General features: G+C 67.8%; 14 protein-coding genes and 1 tRNA gene. 8 read left to right on the top strand and 7 right to left on the bottom strand.

The genetic code is table 11. From position 1 onward, the window contains the following. Nucleotides 1-13: 13 nt before the first annotated feature. Nucleotides 14-307: a BrnT family toxin gene (locus tag J9315_RS13445; RefSeq protein ID WP_198500676.1), complete on the top strand. Its 294-nt coding sequence runs from the start codon at nt 14-16 to the stop codon at nt 305-307. Beyond that, nucleotides 294-644, top strand: a complete 351-nt coding sequence (locus tag J9315_RS13440; protein WP_198500677.1) for a ribbon-helix-helix domain-containing protein — start codon at nt 294-296, stop codon at nt 642-644. Before J9315_RS13445 ends, J9315_RS13440 begins: the two co-directional genes overlap by 14 nt. A gap of 312 nt (nt 645-956) precedes the next feature. On the opposite strand, the gene J9315_RS13435 is transcribed toward J9315_RS13440, so the two are convergent. Next, nucleotides 957-1,691, bottom strand: coding sequence for a lipoate--protein ligase family protein (locus J9315_RS13435; RefSeq protein WP_198500892.1), 735 nt, complete (start codon nt 1,689-1,691; stop codon nt 957-959). A 262-nt stretch (nt 1,692-1,953) separates the two neighbouring features. Between J9315_RS13435 and tmk the strand changes: the two genes are divergently transcribed. Together tmk and J9315_RS13425 are read left to right on the top strand one after the other, a co-directional pair. Further along, nucleotides 1,954-4,881, top strand: coding sequence for a dTMP kinase (gene tmk, locus J9315_RS13430; protein ID WP_232623850.1), 2,928 nt, complete (start codon nt 1,954-1,956; stop codon nt 4,879-4,881). Further along, nucleotides 4,878-6,035: a DNA polymerase III subunit delta' gene (locus tag J9315_RS13425; protein ID WP_198500678.1), complete on the top strand. Its 1,158-nt coding sequence runs from the start codon at nt 4,878-4,880 to the stop codon at nt 6,033-6,035. The genes tmk and J9315_RS13425 overlap by 4 nt, the downstream gene beginning before the upstream one ends. Nucleotides 6,036-6,104: 69 nt before the next feature. Here the strand turns inward: J9315_RS13425 and J9315_RS13420 are convergent, their stop codons facing one another. Further along, on the bottom strand, nt 6,105-7,196 hold the full coding sequence (locus tag J9315_RS13420) for a M20/M25/M40 family metallo-hydrolase (RefSeq protein ID WP_232623851.1): 1,092 nt from the start codon (nt 7,194-7,196) through the stop codon (nt 6,105-6,107). Between the two features lie 279 nt (nt 7,197-7,475). On the opposite strand from J9315_RS13420, the gene J9315_RS13415 reads away from it, so the two are divergent. Both J9315_RS13415 and J9315_RS13410 read left to right on the top strand, forming a co-directional pair. After that, a tRNA-Thr gene (locus tag J9315_RS13415) sits at nt 7,476-7,548 on the top strand. 334 nt (nt 7,549-7,882) lie between these two features. After that, nucleotides 7,883-8,284 (top strand): hypothetical protein, encoded by a 402-nt coding sequence (locus J9315_RS13410; RefSeq protein WP_198500680.1) that lies wholly within the window; start codon nt 7,883-7,885, stop codon nt 8,282-8,284. 106 nt (nt 8,285-8,390) lie between these two features. On the opposite strand, the gene J9315_RS13405 is transcribed toward J9315_RS13410, so the two are convergent. The 4 genes from J9315_RS13405 to J9315_RS13390 all read right to left on the bottom strand — a co-directional run bounded on the left by J9315_RS13405 (nt 8,391) and on the right by J9315_RS13390 (nt 12,903). After that, entirely contained in the window at nt 8,391-9,911 is a 1,521-nt protein-coding gene (locus tag J9315_RS13405; RefSeq protein WP_198500681.1) for a hypothetical protein, read from the bottom strand. A gap of 73 nt (nt 9,912-9,984) precedes the next feature. Then, nucleotides 9,985-10,851, bottom strand: a complete 867-nt coding sequence (locus J9315_RS13400; protein ID WP_198500682.1) for a M48 family metallopeptidase — start codon at nt 10,849-10,851, stop codon at nt 9,985-9,987. Between the two features lie 222 nt (nt 10,852-11,073). Then, complete coding sequence (locus tag J9315_RS13395) at nt 11,074-11,565, bottom strand: HD domain-containing protein (protein ID WP_198500683.1); 492 nt, start codon at nt 11,563-11,565, stop codon at nt 11,074-11,076. Between the two features lie 21 nt (nt 11,566-11,586). Beyond that, complete coding sequence (locus J9315_RS13390; protein ID WP_211978041.1) at nt 11,587-12,903, bottom strand: C45 family peptidase; 1,317 nt, start codon at nt 12,901-12,903, stop codon at nt 11,587-11,589. A 191-nt stretch (nt 12,904-13,094) separates the two neighbouring features. On the opposite strand from J9315_RS13390, the gene J9315_RS13385 reads away from it, so the two are divergent. Beyond that, nucleotides 13,095-13,979 (top strand): hypothetical protein, encoded by an 885-nt coding sequence (locus tag J9315_RS13385; protein WP_211978040.1) that lies wholly within the window; start codon nt 13,095-13,097, stop codon nt 13,977-13,979. Between the two features lie 9 nt (nt 13,980-13,988). Here the strand turns inward: J9315_RS13385 and J9315_RS13380 are convergent, their stop codons facing one another. Further along, nucleotides 13,989-14,381 carry a hypothetical protein gene (locus tag J9315_RS13380; protein ID WP_211978039.1) on the bottom strand — a complete coding sequence of 131 codons (393 nt, stop codon included), beginning with the start codon at nt 14,379-14,381 and terminating at the stop codon, nt 13,989-13,991. Between the two features lie 362 nt (nt 14,382-14,743). On the opposite strand from J9315_RS13380, the gene J9315_RS13375 reads away from it, so the two are divergent. Then, nucleotides 14,744-15,952, top strand: coding sequence for an acetyl-CoA C-acetyltransferase (locus J9315_RS13375; protein ID WP_198500687.1), 1,209 nt, complete (start codon nt 14,744-14,746; stop codon nt 15,950-15,952). Nucleotide 15,953 lies beyond the last annotated feature (1 nt).

Here is a 15,953-nt window from a genome sequence, read left to right as displayed (position 1 = left end):
ATACACTTTCTGTGTGACGGCGATCGAGTGGGATTCGCGCGCAGCTGCACACATGTGGCGGCGCCATGGTGTCACGCAGACAGAGGCAGAGGAGGCAATCGATGATCCGGAAGCCCTCCTGCTGACGCCTGATCCGGCCAGCAGATCCGGCAAATCTGATCGATACATCGGGTGGAGTTCCACGCGGGCAGAGGTGCTGGTCGTCATCGTTGTCAGGCACGAAGGTCTGCTCTACGGCGGCAATGCTTGGCCCGCCAATGAATCGCATCGCAAGCTCTACGAAGGAAGCCGTCATGACGAAAGGTAGTGTTCCTCCCGAGGCGCGCGCAGCACTGCGCGCCGAATTGGATGCCGATACCGCTGATTACCGGGACAAGTTGGCAGAAGGTGAGTGGCGCAAATCGAATCGAAGTGCCTCACCGCTGCTGACCGTGCGAGTCCCTGTTGATGTTCTTGAGAAGCTCCAGGCGCTCGCGGAGGAGTCAGGAGTGTCCGTCTCAGCGCTCACGCGACAGTTCATCGCCGAGGGACTGTCGAATCGCGGCGACGAAGATCTCGTTGCGGCACTGGACCGGTTGGAACGCGATGTGGCGGCAGTGAAGGCGCGAGCTCAAGCAGGCTGCGTAATCCCCGGCCAGCAGTGAAGACGCAGACTCCTCGAGTCAGGCCGCTGCTTCACGCAAGTGAGAGCCCCCGGGTACGTACCCGGGGGCTCTTCACATGCTCAGCGGTCGGCGGACCGCCGAAAAGCGGCCTCACATCGAGTGTGCGCCGCAACGACGGTGGTTGTGCGCCAGGTTCAGGGTCAAATCGGAGCAGATTCCACCCTGAACCTGGCGCACAATCCGGGGTGGCCGCGGAAGGCCGCCGTGAAGTCCGTTTGCGTCTCCCCGCCACCGGACGCCCACCCGGACCCCGCGTGCAGAGCATCTCCCAGGGCACCGCCGCCACCGTCTTCAGAGCACGTGTCCGGCGGCCTGTGCGGGCAGGGCGGCGAGTTCGTCTGCCGTCGGCGAACTGGGCGTGAGCGCGAAGTCGCGGGCGAAATAGGAGGCGAACGCCTCGGCGACGGCATCGACCGTGATCTCCGGGTGCACCTCACTGATCGCCCCGCCGGTCAGCGGATCCCACGTCACGCCCAGTGCGGCCTCGACGTCGGTGAGGACGGCGCGGATCGGATCGGGGTCGGTGACGATGACCGAGGACGAGAACAGCCACGCCCCGGAGACGACGCGCTGCGCGGTGCCGATGGCCTTGATCCGTCCGGCGACGTTGACGCTGTACTCTCCCGGGCAGTATTCGCCGGGGATCTCGCCGAGGCGGGCGTCGACGCCGATGCCGCGCAGCACTGAGACATAATCTTCGCCGAAGCGGCTGAAGCGCGCGGAGGTGTTCGTGATGAAGGAATCGCTCGGTTCGATGTGATCGATGACGAGAGAGCCCTCATGGTAGGCGGCGGCGCGTCCGCCGAGGCTGCGCAGAGCGGGGGTGAACCCGTGGTCGCGGGCGGCTTCGACGGCGGCCGGGAAGCCGGGGAGGAAGCGGTCGCGGGCACCGAAGGCCACGGTCGGGGCGGGACGGTAGAGCCGCAGCGTCGCGCCTCGGCGCCCGGCCTTGACCGAGTCGAGGAGGACACGGGCGAACGCGAGCTCGTCGATCGGGGACAGGCCCTCGGTCTCGACGCGATCCATCGGGGTGCGGGAGTCGTCTCCGGTCGTGGGGCCGGCATCGTCCGGTGCGGGTTCACGGTCTGTCGTCACGGATCAAGAGTAGAGGATGGCCCACACACGCCGGACACTGGCGGCGACCGCGCACCCGACACCGGCGGGACTCACCGGAAGGCCAGCCGAGACTCACGGGGCTTCCAAGAGATATGTCAGCACCTGAAGATAGGGTAGTGGCGTGAGCATGTTGACGACTACAGGACATCGACTTCCCGGCGCTCCTGGCCGGTTGGTCACCGAAACCGCGGTGTGGGGCGCCCTCATCGTCCTTGCCGCGATCAGCTACGTCGTAGCCGGCACCAGCGGGTTCTTCACGACCGTCAGCGGTCGCGCGTTCACGACGCTCGCCGACACCCTCGGCGCCGGCGAGTTCGACAATCAGGCCGGCAGCCTGTCCCTGCTCATCGTCTTCGTCCTCGCCTGTGCGGGTCTCTTCATCCCGTCGAAGGTCTTTGCCGGTCGGGGGCCGGCCGTGCGCAAACGGGCCCTGAGCATCTCCGCCGTCGTCGAGGCGGCCCTCCTCATCGTCCTCAGCCTCGCCCCGAGCGCGTGGCTGACCTGGGTGACCGGTCTCGTCCTCGGTGCTGTCATCGGCCTCCTCATGAGCCTCACCCCCTTCACGAACGAGAAGCCGTGGCGCCGGGTCGGCGTTCCCGCCACCGTCCTCCTCTTCCTCGCCTGCTCCTTCCAGATCATGGGCGGGGCGGTGGCCGGAACGAGTGCGCTGGGCTGGATGAGCCTGCTCGTCGGCATCGCCATGGTCATCGGCGCCGTGATGATCTACCTCACGCCCGAACGCGCACTGCACGCGGAATCGTCGACGACCGGGTCGTTCCCGGTCGCGAAGGCGCGGGTCGCCAGGCCCCCGGCGAGCATCGAGAAGCCGTGGGTCCCGATCGCCCTCTTCGGCGTCCTCGGTGCGACCTTCATCCTCGCCGAACCCACCGCCGTCGAACACGAGTTCGGTCAGGCCGGGTACGCGCTCATGCTCGTCGTCGCCCTCCTCGGATGGGCCATCGGCTTCGAGATGGGGCCGACGTTCGCGCCGGGCATGTCCCGCCCGCGCGTCTCGGCGTTCGCGCTCACGGTCTCCGGTGTCCTCCTCATCGCCACGGGCGCCATCGACGAACTCTCCGGCAAGGTCGTGCTCGCCGGCGTCGTCGCGTTCCTCGTCGGCATCGGCGTGCGCTCCCAGGTCTACGTCTTCTCCCGCCGCATCGGCGCTGTCGGCGGTGCCCTCATCGCCCTCCTCATCAACGCCGCCGACATCACCGTGGCCCCGATCAGCACCGACGCGATCTTCACCCTGCCGCCGGCCGATGTCGCGTTCGTCGTCATCGGGTTCGCCGCGCTCGTCGCCGGCATCATCGGCCTCTGCATCTTCGACCCGCACGGCATGCAGGGACTCTCGGTCGACATCGTCCACGGCTTCCGCCCGCCCAGCCAGTCCGAGGACGCGAACAAGGACGGCGTCGGCGCCCTCGCCGACCGCTTCGGCCCCGGGTTCTTCATCGCCATCGAAGGCGGCGACGGATCGGGCAAGAGCACGCAGATCACCCGACTCTCCCGTGAACTCGCCGACGAGGGCTACAGCGTCGAGGCGACCCGGGAACCCGGCGGCACCGAACTCGGGCGAAAGATCCGCTCGGTGCTCTTCGACGCCGAACCGCCGAGCGCCCGCACCGAAGCCCTCCTCTTCGCCGCCGACCGCGCCCACCATGTGGCCTCGCTCGTCGATCCCGGCCTCGAGGCAGGAAGCATCGTCATCACCGACCGCTACATCGACTCGACCGTCGCCTACCAGGCGGCCGGCCGCGAGTTCGACCCGAAGACGATCCTCGCGCTCAGCCGCTGGGCCACTGAAGGACTCATCCCGCACCTGACGATCGTCCTCGACATCGACCCCGAGGTCGCCGCCGCCCGGATGAGCGCCCGCGGGGAGTCGAACTACCTCGACCAGGAGAACCAGCAGTTCCATCAGCGGGTCCGTCAGACCTACCTCAACCGCGCCCAGAAGGACCCCGAGCGCTATGTCGTCCTCGACGCGTCCGTGACCCAGGAGGAGCTGGCAGGGCAGATCCTCGCAGCCGTGCATGCGCGCCTGCCGCACACCCTGAGGAAGGGCTCCGTCGCCGAGGCGGTCCCCGGTTCCGCGACCGACGCCGAGTCGGCGACGCCGGCCGTCGGAGGCGCGGCGGCCGCCGCAACACCCAGGCCGCAGAGCGACGGGCCGGACAGCGCTGAGACCACGACGCCCTCACCCGCCGGTGGCGCGGACGACGATTCGCCCAGCCGCGATGAGGCTGGCCGGGGGACCGGCGAGCGCGTGCTGCCTGCGACGCAGGCCGCCCCGTTAGTGCCCGAGGACTCGCCGACCGTCGGACAGTCGACCCGCACCGCCGAGGGCGACGCGGCAGACGATGCGTCTGCGGCAACGGCCTCGGAGGAGCGACCGTCACGTGAGTCCGCCGACGGTCCGCGGGCGCGTTTCGTCCCCGTCAGCGAGGTCGGATCACCGACCGATGATGACGATAGCGTTCCCACCGACAAGGTCGACCTCGGTGCCGACCTGCGTGAGGATGCCGACGAGACGACTGCCGACCGGAGCGAGCCGTTCCTCGGTCGCAGCACCGAGGACCGGGGCAGCACAGACGACGAGACCAAAACCAACGATGACGCGCGGACACCGGAGTCGGCAAGCGATGGTCCCGACGCAGAGGATGGCGATGAGGGACCGCTCGTCACCGACGGTGAGGCAGAGACCCGAGTGCACTCGGTGACCGAAGCCGCCCACGTCGTCGGCGATGACGACGCCGTCGAGATCGAGCAGCGCACGAGCAGCGCAGCGACGCCGGATGAGCGAGAGGAAGCCGAGACCACGGTGCTCTCGGCAGGCACGTTCCGGCCGCAGGCACCGGTGACCGACGAGGACGATCCCGATGAGGCGCCGACGACGATCATCGAGACCTCGGCGACTGAGGAGTCGAACGGCTCCGACGAAGCGGCCACGACTGTGCTTCCGGCCCGCAGCGCCCGGCAGATGAGCCGCGAACGCCTCCAGGCACAGGCTGAGATCGAACGGCAGGCCCGGGAGCGTGTGCGCCAGCAGCGGGAGCGCAACCGCAACCGCTTCAACGGTCCCGGAGGGTCCCGGTGAGCGTCTTCGACGAACTCGTCGGACAGGACGACGTCGTTCGCCAACTCGAGTACGCGCTTCATTCGCCGGCGGCGATGACGCATGCGTGGCTCTTCACCGGTCCGCCCGGCTCCGGTCGGTCGAACGCGGCCAGAGCGTTTGCGGCCGCGCTCATCTCCGGCGGTGAGGCGCCCAATGATGTCACGGCCAGGGTGATGTCCGGCCACCACGAGTCGCTGACGATCATGTCGACGCAGAAGTCGGTCATCGCCATCGACGAGGTGCGCGAACTCGTCGGCAAGGCCCAGACCGCACCGGTCAACTCCCCGTGGCGCGTCGTCATCATCGAAGACGCCGACCGGATGACCGAGCGCACCGCGAACGTCCTCCTCAAGGCGATCGAGGAACCCCCGCCGGCGACCGTGTGGCTGCTCTGCGCCCCGAGCCCCATCGACGTCCTCACGACCATCCGATCGCGGTGCCGTCCCGTGCGCCTGCGCATTCCCTCACGTGAGGCCGTGGCGAGCCTGCTCATCGACCGCGACCATGTCGATCCCGAGCGGGCGCGCTGGGCCGCGGCCGTCGCCCAGAACCACATCGGTCGGGCGAAGTACATGGCGCTGAGCGACTTCGCGGCCGACGAGCGGAGGAAGATCCTCGCGATTCCGGGCAAACTCACCTCGGTGGGGGCGACGATCCGGCTGGCCGGGCGCATCGTCGACGAAGCCGCGGAGACGGCGAAGGCCCGGGTCGAGGAGCGCAATGCGAAGGAGCGCAGCGACCTCATGGAGACCCTCGGCATCGCCGGGGAGAAGACCGTTCCGCCGTCGGCGCGAGCGCAGATCCGCAAGCTCGAGGAGGAGCAGAAGCGGCGGTCGGTGCGGGCCCGCAATGACGAACTCGACCGGATCTTCCTCGAGCTCATGAGTCTCTACCGCGACATCCTCATGTACCAGCTGGGCATGCGGGACGGGTGGATCAATGCCGGCGAGGACGAACTCATCACCGAACAGGGCAACCGGGACACTGCGGACACCACCTTGCTGCGCATCGATGCGATCGCCGAGGCGCGGCGGCGTCTGGCCACGAACATGTCACCGGTGCTCATCGTCGAATCGGCGTTCGTGCTGCTGTCGAATCCCTGGCTGCTCACCGACCGCGACGGTGCCGCCTGAGTCTTGCCCGTCCTCTGCACGAATGGAGCCGGACTCGGAGCGGCGGATGCCGTGAACAGTCTGCTGTGGTCAGTCCTCGTCGAGGAGTTCGCCGACGAGGGCAGCGGTGAGTTCGACGCGGCGGGGGATCCACACCTGCAGGGCGTGTTCGGTGCGTGCGTGGGAGCCGCCGCCGACGGTGCCGAGACCGTCGAGGGTCGGTGTCCCGACTCCGGCGGTGAAGTTGCCGTCCGAGCCGCCGCCGACGGCCACCGACCGCAGCGGCGGGTGGCCGAGGTGCGAGGCGAGGCGCTGCGCGCGGGCGTAGAGGCCGAGTGCCATCTCCTCTTCGAGCGGACCCCGGTTGATCCCGCCCTTGAGATCGAGTCGGGCACCGGCGACGGTGGGGGTGAGCGCCCGCAGTTCGGCGTCGATGCGCTCCTGTTCGGCGACGGTTGCGGCACGGGAGTCGATGCCGACGACCGCCTCGGCGGGGACGGTGTTCGTCGTCGAGCCGCTGCGCATGACGGTGGGCACGACGGAGGTCCCGACTGTCGGGGCGTGGAGGGCGGCGATCGACACGACCTGGTTGGCGATCTCGACGGTGGCGTTGATGCCCTTCTCGGGTTCGACTCCGGCGTGCGCGGCGAGACCGGCGACCTCGAGAGAGTAGATCGCCACGCCCTTGCGGGCGATCTTCACCGAGCCGTCCGGGGCGCCGCTTTCGAAGACGAGGGCGGCTTTCGCGCCGCGCGCTTCGTCTTCGATGATCTGCCGTGACCCGGGGGAGCCGAGCTCCTCATCGGAGGTGATGAGCACGCTCACGCCGTCGAGGCTGCCGCGTTCGGAGCGGAGTCGGGCCATGGCGTAGAGGGCGATGAGGATTCCGCCCTTCATGTCATCGGCACCGGGCCCGCGGACGACCCCGTCGGCCACGGAGAAGGGGAAGGACTCGATCGTGCCGGTCGGCCAGACGGTGTCGTGGTGGCCGATGAGGACGACCTCGCGCTCTCCGGAGCCGAAGCGCCACAGCAGGTGCGGATGGCCGTCGGTCTCGATGACGTGCGGCGCGGCTCCGAGGAGGCCGGTGCCGATGCGGGAGATGAGCTGGGCGCTGCGGGCCAGCGCCGCGGGGTCATGGGAGAACGATTCGCACTCGATGAGCGCTTGGAAGTCGCTCATGAACTCTGTCGAATCGAACTCTCTCACGTAATCGGCCTCTCAGTTTCGCAGTCGGTATCACCCAAGGTTAGCGGGTCGGTTGAGTGTGACACGTGTCGCACCCGTTCTCACCAGCAGATGGAGGTCGTGGGAGAGTCGCGGATCACCGTCGTCGGGGCGGTTGAAACCGCAGATCAGCGGCATGCACGCGCACGTGTGGGGTGGGTGGTTCCAGGCACCGAGGTGGTCCGTAGTCCGTTTTGACCCGCGGTGCTCGGATTGGCTAGAGTTGGTGCGGTTGCCGCCTTAGCTCAGTCGGCAGAGCGATTCACTCGTAATGAATAGGTCGCGGGTTCGATTCCCGCAGGCGGCTCGGCAACAGGCCGGTTGACCAGCAGACATGCTGAGTCAGCCGGCCTGATTCGTCCCCCAGACCCTGCAACGCGACGGGACCTCACCGCACGTCGACCTTCGTGCTGTGCGCACGGTTAGCTATGTCAAGCGTGCCGATGCCGAGTCACGCGTCGGCGGCGTGCGGGCCGGTGATGACGCACCGGATCGGCGCAGCAATTGACCATGCCGAAGCCACCTGCTTACGGTGAATGACGTGAAGACATGGCCGACGACGGCGAGAGGACACTCCGGCTCCCAACAGGCCCGGCGGACGACGCGCCACGGGCCCGTTTGAACGAAAGGCGCGCAACCGTATGACGTCGAAGACCTGCACCGTGCTGCTCGGTGTCACCACGCTGTGCGCATGGGGGTCTCTCGCGGAGATCGTGAAAGCGCTGCTTCGCCAGCAGCCGATTGTGAACGGCATAGGGGTCCTCATGGTCCTCTCGACGCTCGCCGCCGGAGGTGTCTGGTGGTACTTCCGATCCAGGGGCCTCCGGCCCGAGGTCAAGAGCTTCGTCGGCAGCGTTCCGCAGGGTGCCGCACTGCTGAGCGTTTGCGTTCTCGCGTTCGTGGTTCCAGGCTTCTTCAGTCGTGGTACCGACATCATCGATCTGGTGGTCACCGCGGTCATTGCCGGCGCCGTCGTCTGGCTTGTCCTCCATCTCCTTCGGAGGCGCTACTTCACGCCGCCGGACAGCCCCTCGGACCTCTGACAGTCACCAGCCCGACAGGGTCCAGAGAATCTAGGGGGAGACGGGTATGCGTACGACGGCAACACCAGAGAGCACCGTCATGTCGACCGTACGACGCGACGGAACCTCACCGCACGTCGACCTTCGTGCTGTGCGCACGGTCGTAGAAGCGGGTTCCGACAACGCCAGCCACTGCAGCGACGACCGTCGCGACGGCGAATCCCAGCAGCGTCGGCACGATCTCGGCGAGCAGGGTCGTCGGGCTTCCCAATGACACGAGCATCTCCAGCTGAATCGCCAGGTCGAGATCGCTGACGGGAAGGGTGAGGAGGCGGGGCAGTCCCGAGTTCGCCGCGACGACGATGACCGCAGCCAGGGCAGCAAAGCCACCGAACACTGTGCCGGCCAGGTCGTTGCTCGCGAGCACGATGCTCACGAGCATCGCGGATACCACACCGCTGAAGACGAGGACCGCGACGAAGCGCACCTCCGCATGTCCACCGGCATGCTGGAAGACGAACGTGCCGATACCGGTTGCCGCGATGGCCGCGGCCAGACCGAGCACCACCGAACCGACCGCTCCGATGAGCAGCTTGATCTTCAGCAGAGTCTGCCGGGGGAACGGTCGCTGCGTGCGCATCGTGCGCCACGGACCGACGAGGACGATGCTCAGCCCCGCCGCCCGATTGACGACGAACGACGCCGTCAATGCCAAGGTCAGTGCCGCGAGCGCCGACGCGATGACCACGGACGGCATCCACGCGGACGACGCCCACGCAGGCTCATCACTGACAACATCCTCGGCGACGGGGTTGACCTGGGCGGTCGCCTCAGGCGGGTCCCCAGCCGACGGCATCGCTGCCGCACCGTCAGCGTCCGGGCCGAAGTAGTCGACCGGGTCAGGGCCCGACACCTCGTCGACGGTCGTCGTGAATGGGCGCTCGAACGCCCGCGCGGTCTCATCGGTCGACCGGGCACAGTCGAGGCTGCTGCCGGCAGGATCGCACGTGAGCTCGCCGGCGACGGTGCGGATCTGGTCGGCGACGAACTCATTGGCCTGCCGAACCACCTCGTCCTCGTACTTCGAGACGATGAAGCGGTCCTCGTTGAGGGCCTGCGGTCCGGCGACGATCGTGATCGGATACGTCGGTGCCTCAGCGAGCCGTCCCGCGGAGTAGTCGCGGATGTCCGACAGCACCGTCGGTGTCAGCTGCGCCGGCAGGACCACCGCGAGAACGGACGTCCCGTCCTCGACCTGAGCGCGGGCCCCGGCGGGGGAGAGCACACGCTCCTCGGTTCCGAACTCCTCAACCAGGGCACCCTCCTTGAGGCGCTTGGCATACTCGTCGGAGAACGCGAGGTAGTCGACCATGGCGCTCTGCAGGGCCGGCATCTCTGAGACCGTGTCATCGACCCCGACGGCGACGGAGAAGCTCGGCGGCGATTCGACGCTCACCGCCGCGGACTCGTCCGCCGGAGGCCCGGGCTGACTGCTCGCGGCGATGGAGCGTTCGAGCTGCGCGAGCGCGGGGGCGAGAACCGCCAGCGCAAGGATGAAGACTGCGACGGCGGCGAGCAGAGGCCACAGCAGCAGACGCAGAGGACGACCGGATCCGAGGGCATTCGCCGAGACGAGGACTGAGCGCACGCCTTCATTCTTCCACCCCGGCGTGTGTCAGTCATCACATACAGGCTGGGAGGCTCGTGAGCCTCGGCCGGCCTCAGAGCATCTTGCCCTGCACATTCCACCCCTGGGTCTTGACGAGACTGAGCGCCTTCATCCGGCGGAACCCGACGGCATGACCGGCGAGGAAGTTCGACAGACGCAGCCAGAACCCGTTCTTGTGCCGATCGACCGAGCGGATGTAGGCGTCGACGTCGACGTGCTTGGCCATGTTCTTGCCGGCGAAGAGGGCGATGAGCTTCATCGCGTCCTGCGGGGCGTAGAACGACGCGGTGCGATCAGCCGTGTACTCCTGGGCGCGCGACAGCGTCGGCGAGAGCCGCAGCAGGGCGAGGATCGGCTGGATGCCGTTGCGCCACAGGTTCACGTGACCGCACTTGATGTGCCCGAGCTCGTGGGCCATGATGAAGCGCAGCGCCCCGAAGTCACCGTACATGTACGCGAGATCGACGATGTCGCTGTAGACGACGACATAGCCGCGCTGCAGCTGGCACTTCGATGCGTAGGCGTTCATCATTCCGTTGCCGTTGATGACGTAGATCTGCGGGATCGTCGACATCCGTCCCGTGCCGGCACCGAAGCCCATCTCCACGGCGAGATCGTGGTAGACCCGGTAGAGCTCCGGGAACTGCTCATCCGTGACCTCGACGCCGTTGGAGATCTGCGACCAGAAGAGATAGCGGATGTAGATGAAGCTGACGATCGGCGCGAACAGGCCGATGAGGATGCCGACGGCCCACTCATCGAGGCGCAGGCCCAGGAGCAGGTAGGTGAGCGCGCCGATGGAGACGATCGCAGTGAGCACGATGCCGAGGACGAGCATCGGCATCTCGGCACGGTGGCGGAGCTGACTGACCGAGGGGCCGTAGGCTCTCACCGGGGTGGGAGTCTGGTTGGCTGTCATGGATCTGTGTCCTCTTCGTCGTCGACTCGAGGCGAGCCGGGGGATGGGGATGAGAGCGCCGAGGCGGCAGGGACCACCCGTCAGGCGCCGGGCTCACGGACGGGGCCGTCCGGCCGAAAGCCTGCGAAACACTAACACAGAACACCGCAACCACCATTGCCGATGCGAGGGTGCCTCAGCGCGGTTCCCGACAGCACCGCCTGCCGCGGGTCGTCGACGGGCTCAGTCGGCGTCCTCCCCGAGCAGGTCGACGCCGAGCAGCTCATAGGCCCGACGGTACTTCGCGGCCAGGCGCACGCGCGTCTCATCGTCGAGCGCGGCCTGCCGGGCGGGGTCGGTGTTGTCGGCGAGGTCAGCGGTCTTGACGATGACGGCCAGCCGGTCGGCCCGGACCCTGGCGAAGTAGTCTTCGACGGCCTCGCCGCTGCGCTTCGTCACCGCGTCGACCGCGTCGACCACCTCGGCGGGGAACTCACGACGCAGATCCTCCGCGCTCACCGAGGTGTCCTCGACGACATCGTGGAGCCACGCCGCCGCGATCGCGAACTCGGCATCGGCGGAGTCCAGACCCTGCTCTTCGGCGATGGCGGCGGCGTTGGCTGCGACCCGCCGCGGATGGTCGATGTAGTCCTGGCCCGCCTTGTCGACCTGGCCGGTGTGCGCCTTCCGAGCGATCGCTTCGGCGCGGGTGATGAGATCCTCGGTGCCGTTCATGGTGCCTCCTGACGGGTGCGATCAGCGCCAGCGTTGCCAGGCGGCCTGGCGGCTGACGTCGGCGAGTTCGGCGACGCGGGCCCACGAATTGTGCTCGGCGAGCAGGCGGGCGCTCGTGCCGAGTGCCTCCCCGACTTCGGAGGACAGGGAGATGAGGGCGGTGAACGCCGCAGGGTCGGGGGAGTGGGCGAGACCGTTGATCGCCTCCCGCGCCGAGGCGATGAGCTCGGCCACCGCCTCCACTCCGGGATCGGCATGCGCATCGGCTGCCGTGAACCGGGTGCCGCCTCCGGAGTGCGCGCTGCCGGCCGTCCCCGCGTTGGAGGACGCGGTGCCGGAGTCGCTGAGATCCACCGGTTCGGTGCTGTCGTCGTCGAGTGTCACAACGATCATCTCCTCTGGAGAGTTGAGGCTGCGGGTCCAACTGCGGGAGTGCCAGCGGTATTCGACCTCGCCCCTCAGGGGCCGATAGACGGCAGTGTACAGGGTGCCGAATGCGTTGTCGTAGTCTCCGCTCCAGACTCCCGGTGCGAGCATCGCCTCGGCCATCTCCTCGACTCCGCGCCCGTCCTCGAGTGCCTCGGTGAGCAGCTCCTGACGCTCGACGCTGCGGAACCGGCGAGCGTGGTCGGGGTAGTCCGGGTGCCGTCCCCGATGGTTCGTCGCGACCGGATCCTCGATGATCTCCGGGGCCATTCCCGGCCCGACGTACGCGGTGACGGTCCTGCCGGTCGCATCGACCATCGTGAGGTTGTAGTACATCGACACCGGAACGGTCTCGAGCCGGCGCAGGGCCTCGGGCACATCGCCGGCGACCTCGAGGAGGAAGCGGACGACGAGCGGCGCGGCGAAGCCGTCCCCGTCGCCGGGCCGTCCGCCGAAGGCGAGGGACACGGCCAGCCCGTCCTCGTTCAACCCGTCGAGCAGACCCCACAGGCAGTCGGAGGTGCCGATTACCCGTCGGGTGCCGTACCGGGTGGAGGCGTGGACCTGTTCGAAGAGTTCGAGGCCGTAGTCGTAGTTGCGCAGCAGCGCCGGTTCGGGAGAGGACATGGCGACCTGGGAGCAGCCGGGCAGGAAGCGCGGCGGGTTCCACAGGGTGAGCATCCGCGCGGCCGTCTCATCGTCGCCGGTGAGTTCGACGAGGCGCTCCCACGTCGGCACGAGCTCGGGCATGTGCTCACGCAGCTTGGCCTCCGCGGTGGCCAGATCGGGCCGGGCCCAGTCGCCCTCACTGAGGTACCAGGCGCGGTAGGCCGGCCACACGGTGTCGAACAGTGCCTGCCAGCGGGTCGAGGGGCGGTCTTCGGTGATTCCGTAGAAAGTGAAAGAAGTCATGTGTCAAGGCTAGGTTGACACTCTGTCGAGTGTCAAGAAAATATTGACAACTCTACGCGAGGTATGGGCGGATTGCGGTGTTCTCCGTGGTCACCGGGCCTGTGGCGGCGTCATTGACCCCGAGGCTGTGTACCCTTGAGGGCAAGCGGCCTGGGCATCATCGGCTCCGGTCGAGGCGAACGGAGAATGACATGTCGCTGCTGGTCCACCTCGTCGTCCTGTGCGGACTGTTCATCATCATGGGCATCCTCACGACCCCGCCGGGCAACCGCGACTGGAAGCGGATCGGCGGGTTTCTCGGCGCCATCGGCCTGGGCCTGGCGATGACCGTCGTCGGGATGGTCATCCTCATCGTCGTGCTCGGCCTCTACATCGTCGGCGTCGCACTCATCAACATCGGTCCCGGCCTCTTCCTCGGCGTCATCTCCGTGGCTCTGGCGTCGGGGATCATCATGTTCCTCATCGTTCAGCCGATCTTCAAGCGCGCCGGCGTCGGCCTGGAGATCCTCACGATCACCGAGTACTACATCCAGTGGTTCCTCATCTACGTCACCGTCTACCAGGTGATCTTCGACCAGCTCAACGGCCTCGGCCGCGTCGTCAACGAGCGCGACCTCACGCAGGAGCTCAACTCCTACCTCTCCTCGATCCTCGACCCCTCGGCCCTCATCGCGATCCTCCTCCCGGTGCTCCTGTCGATCTGGGTCGCCGTGGCGATCGCGAAGATCCGCCTCGATGCCCCGTTCTCCACCGACGACGACAGCGCGACGGCTGCGGTGCCCGCGTCCTCCGGCGCCGAGGCGGCCGACCGGACCGGGGAGCCCGGGGCGGGTCGAGTCGTGCAGGTCGAGCGACTGACCGTCACAGAGGACCCCTCCGGCGCCGAGGCGGGGGAGAGTGCCGAGGTCACCGAGCGCACCGAGCAGGTTGAGGGCAGTGCCGGCGCGGAACCGGCCCCGCGCGCAACAGAGCCGATCTCGGAAGCGCCGACGCCGGAAACGCCGACCCCGGAAACGCAGAGTCCCGCCGATCCGGAGAGGACCGACGGGACCGGGCGGCACAGGCCGAAGCACTGAGGCGGAAGGCTACTTCTTCTTCGGGGTGAACGACGTCGAGCACGACCAGGACGTCTTGCCCTTCTTCGCCGTGACGGTGACCTTGACCTTCTTGCCCGGGGTGGCGCCCGAGATGTAGTAGTCGAGGTTCGCCGCGCCCTTCGTCGAGGCGGTCGCGTTCTTCTTCGTCTTCGTCGTCTTGTAGTGCGCGGTCGTCGTCACCTTCGCCTTCGCCCCGACCTTCGAGACCTTGACCGTCGTCCACGAGTACTGCTTCGGCTTCGAGTTCGACATCGAGACCTTGCACGACTTCGTCGCCGCCTCGGCGGGGGTCGCGTCGAGGGCGATCGGGCCGGCGAGGAGACCGGCGGTGAGGATGAGGGCGAGGCCCGGGCGCAGGCGGGCAGGGGTGATCGCGGACATGAGTCTCCTGAGGGATGAGTGCGGGATGAGGCGACTGCTCGGACAGGGCGGTCGCCTCATCATAAGCACTGCGGCTGTTGTCAGACGAGTCCGGAGGCGGGCCGGCACTGAGACCTTCGTCACAGTGCCACGGATGCCCGGCGACCGCCTCGGCGAGGGGTGAGTCCGGTGTGTTGACCATCACAGCGATGCAGTGTTCAATGGTGACCGTGAGTATTAGTGAACGATCGATCAGCTTCGATCGAGCGTGAGCGCCGTCGGACGGCGCATGCCGCCCGACACCCCGATTCACCACCATTTGCAGGGATCCGCACGGGCGATCACACGGTCGCACTGCGCGCCCTCAAGACTGTGAGGACCACATGAGCGAAGCGTTCATCTACGACGCAGTGCGCACGCCGCGCGGGAAGAACCGCGGCGGAGCGCTGCACGGCACCAAACCCATCGACCTCGTCGTCGGACTCATCGACGCCCTGCGCGAGCGCAACCCCGACCTCGATGATGCCGCGATCGACGACATCGTCCTGGGCGTCGTCTCCCCGGTCGGCGAACAGGGCTCGGACATCGCCCGCACCGCGGCACTGGTGGCCGGGCTCGACGAATCGGTCGCCGGCGTCCAGGTCAACCGGTTCTGCGCCTCGGGGCTCGAAGCCGTCAATCTCGCCGCCCAGAAGGTCGGCAGCGGCTTCGAATCGCTCGTGCTCGCCGGCGGCGTCGAATCGATGTCGCGGATTCCGCTCGGCTCCGACGGCGGCGCCTGGTCGCAGGATCCGACGACGAATTACGACACCTACTTCGTGCCGCAGGGCATCGGCGCCGATCTCATCGCGACGACCGAGGGCTTCACCCGCGACGACGTCGACGCCTACGCCGCCGAATCCCAGCGCCGCGCCGCCGAGGCGTGGGAGGACGGACGCTTCGACGGCTCCGTCGTGCCCGTCAAGGACCTCAACGGCGTGACGATCCTCGACCGCGACGAGCACATGCGCCCCGGCTCGACCGTCGACTCCCTGTCCCAGCTGCCCCCGGCGTTCGCGAAGCTCGCCGAGCAGACCGGCTTCGACGACGTCGCCCTGCAGAAGTACCACTGGGTCGAGGAGATCGACCACGTCCACACCGCCGCGAACTCCTCGGGCATCGTCGACGGTGCCGCGCTCGTCGTCATCGGCGACGAGGAGGTCGGGAAGACGATGGGGATGAAGCCGCGCGCCCGCATCGTCGCGACCGCCGTCGTCGGCTCCGAACCGACGATCATGCTCACCGGCCCCACCCCGGCCACGCAGAAGGTCCTCGACAAGGCCGGACTCACCGTCGACGACATCGACCTCTTCGAACTCAACGAGGCCTTCGCCGCCGTCGTCCTCAAGTGGATGAAGGACCTCGACATCCCGCACGAGAAGGTCAACGTCAACGGCGGGGCGATCGCCATGGGCCACCCGCTCGGCGCGACCGGGGCGATGATCCTCGGCACCGTCCTCGACGAGCTCGAACGCCGCGACCTCAATCGCGGCCTCATCACTTTGTGCATCGGTGCAGGCATGGGCATCGCGACGATCATCGAAAGGGTCTGAC

The organism is Brevibacterium sp. W7.2 (genome assembly GCF_018137945.1).
GTDB classification, from domain to species: Bacteria; Actinomycetota; Actinomycetes; order Actinomycetales; family Brevibacteriaceae; genus Brevibacterium; species Brevibacterium sanguinis.
This window is presented reverse-complemented; position numbering and strand designations above follow the sequence as displayed.

Excerpts from the sequence above, each read along its gene's own strand:
- J9315_RS13440 (WP_198500677.1), top strand. The coding sequence starts at position 294 with ATGACGAAAGGTAGTGTTCCTCCCGAGGCGCGCGCAGCACTGCGCGCC.
- J9315_RS13435 (WP_198500892.1), bottom strand. The coding sequence starts at position 1,691 with ATGGATCGCGTCGAGACCGAGGGCCTGTCCCCGATCGACGAGCTCGCG.
- J9315_RS13420 (WP_232623851.1), bottom strand. The coding sequence starts at position 7,196 with ATGAGCGACTTCCAAGCGCTCATCGAGTGCGAATCGTTCTCCCATGAC.
- J9315_RS13410 (WP_198500680.1), top strand. The coding sequence starts at position 7,883 with ATGACGTCGAAGACCTGCACCGTGCTGCTCGGTGTCACCACGCTGTGC.
- J9315_RS13400 (WP_198500682.1), bottom strand. The coding sequence starts at position 10,851 with ATGACAGCCAACCAGACTCCCACCCCGGTGAGAGCCTACGGCCCCTCG.
- J9315_RS13395 (WP_198500683.1), bottom strand. The coding sequence starts at position 11,565 with ATGAACGGCACCGAGGATCTCATCACCCGCGCCGAAGCGATCGCTCGG.
- J9315_RS13390 (WP_211978041.1), bottom strand. The coding sequence starts at position 12,903 with ATGACTTCTTTCACTTTCTACGGAATCACCGAAGACCGCCCCTCGACC.
- J9315_RS13385 (WP_211978040.1), top strand. The coding sequence starts at position 13,095 with ATGTCGCTGCTGGTCCACCTCGTCGTCCTGTGCGGACTGTTCATCATC.
- J9315_RS13380 (WP_211978039.1), bottom strand. The coding sequence starts at position 14,381 with ATGTCCGCGATCACCCCTGCCCGCCTGCGCCCGGGCCTCGCCCTCATC.
- J9315_RS13375 (WP_198500687.1), top strand. The coding sequence starts at position 14,744 with ATGAGCGAAGCGTTCATCTACGACGCAGTGCGCACGCCGCGCGGGAAG.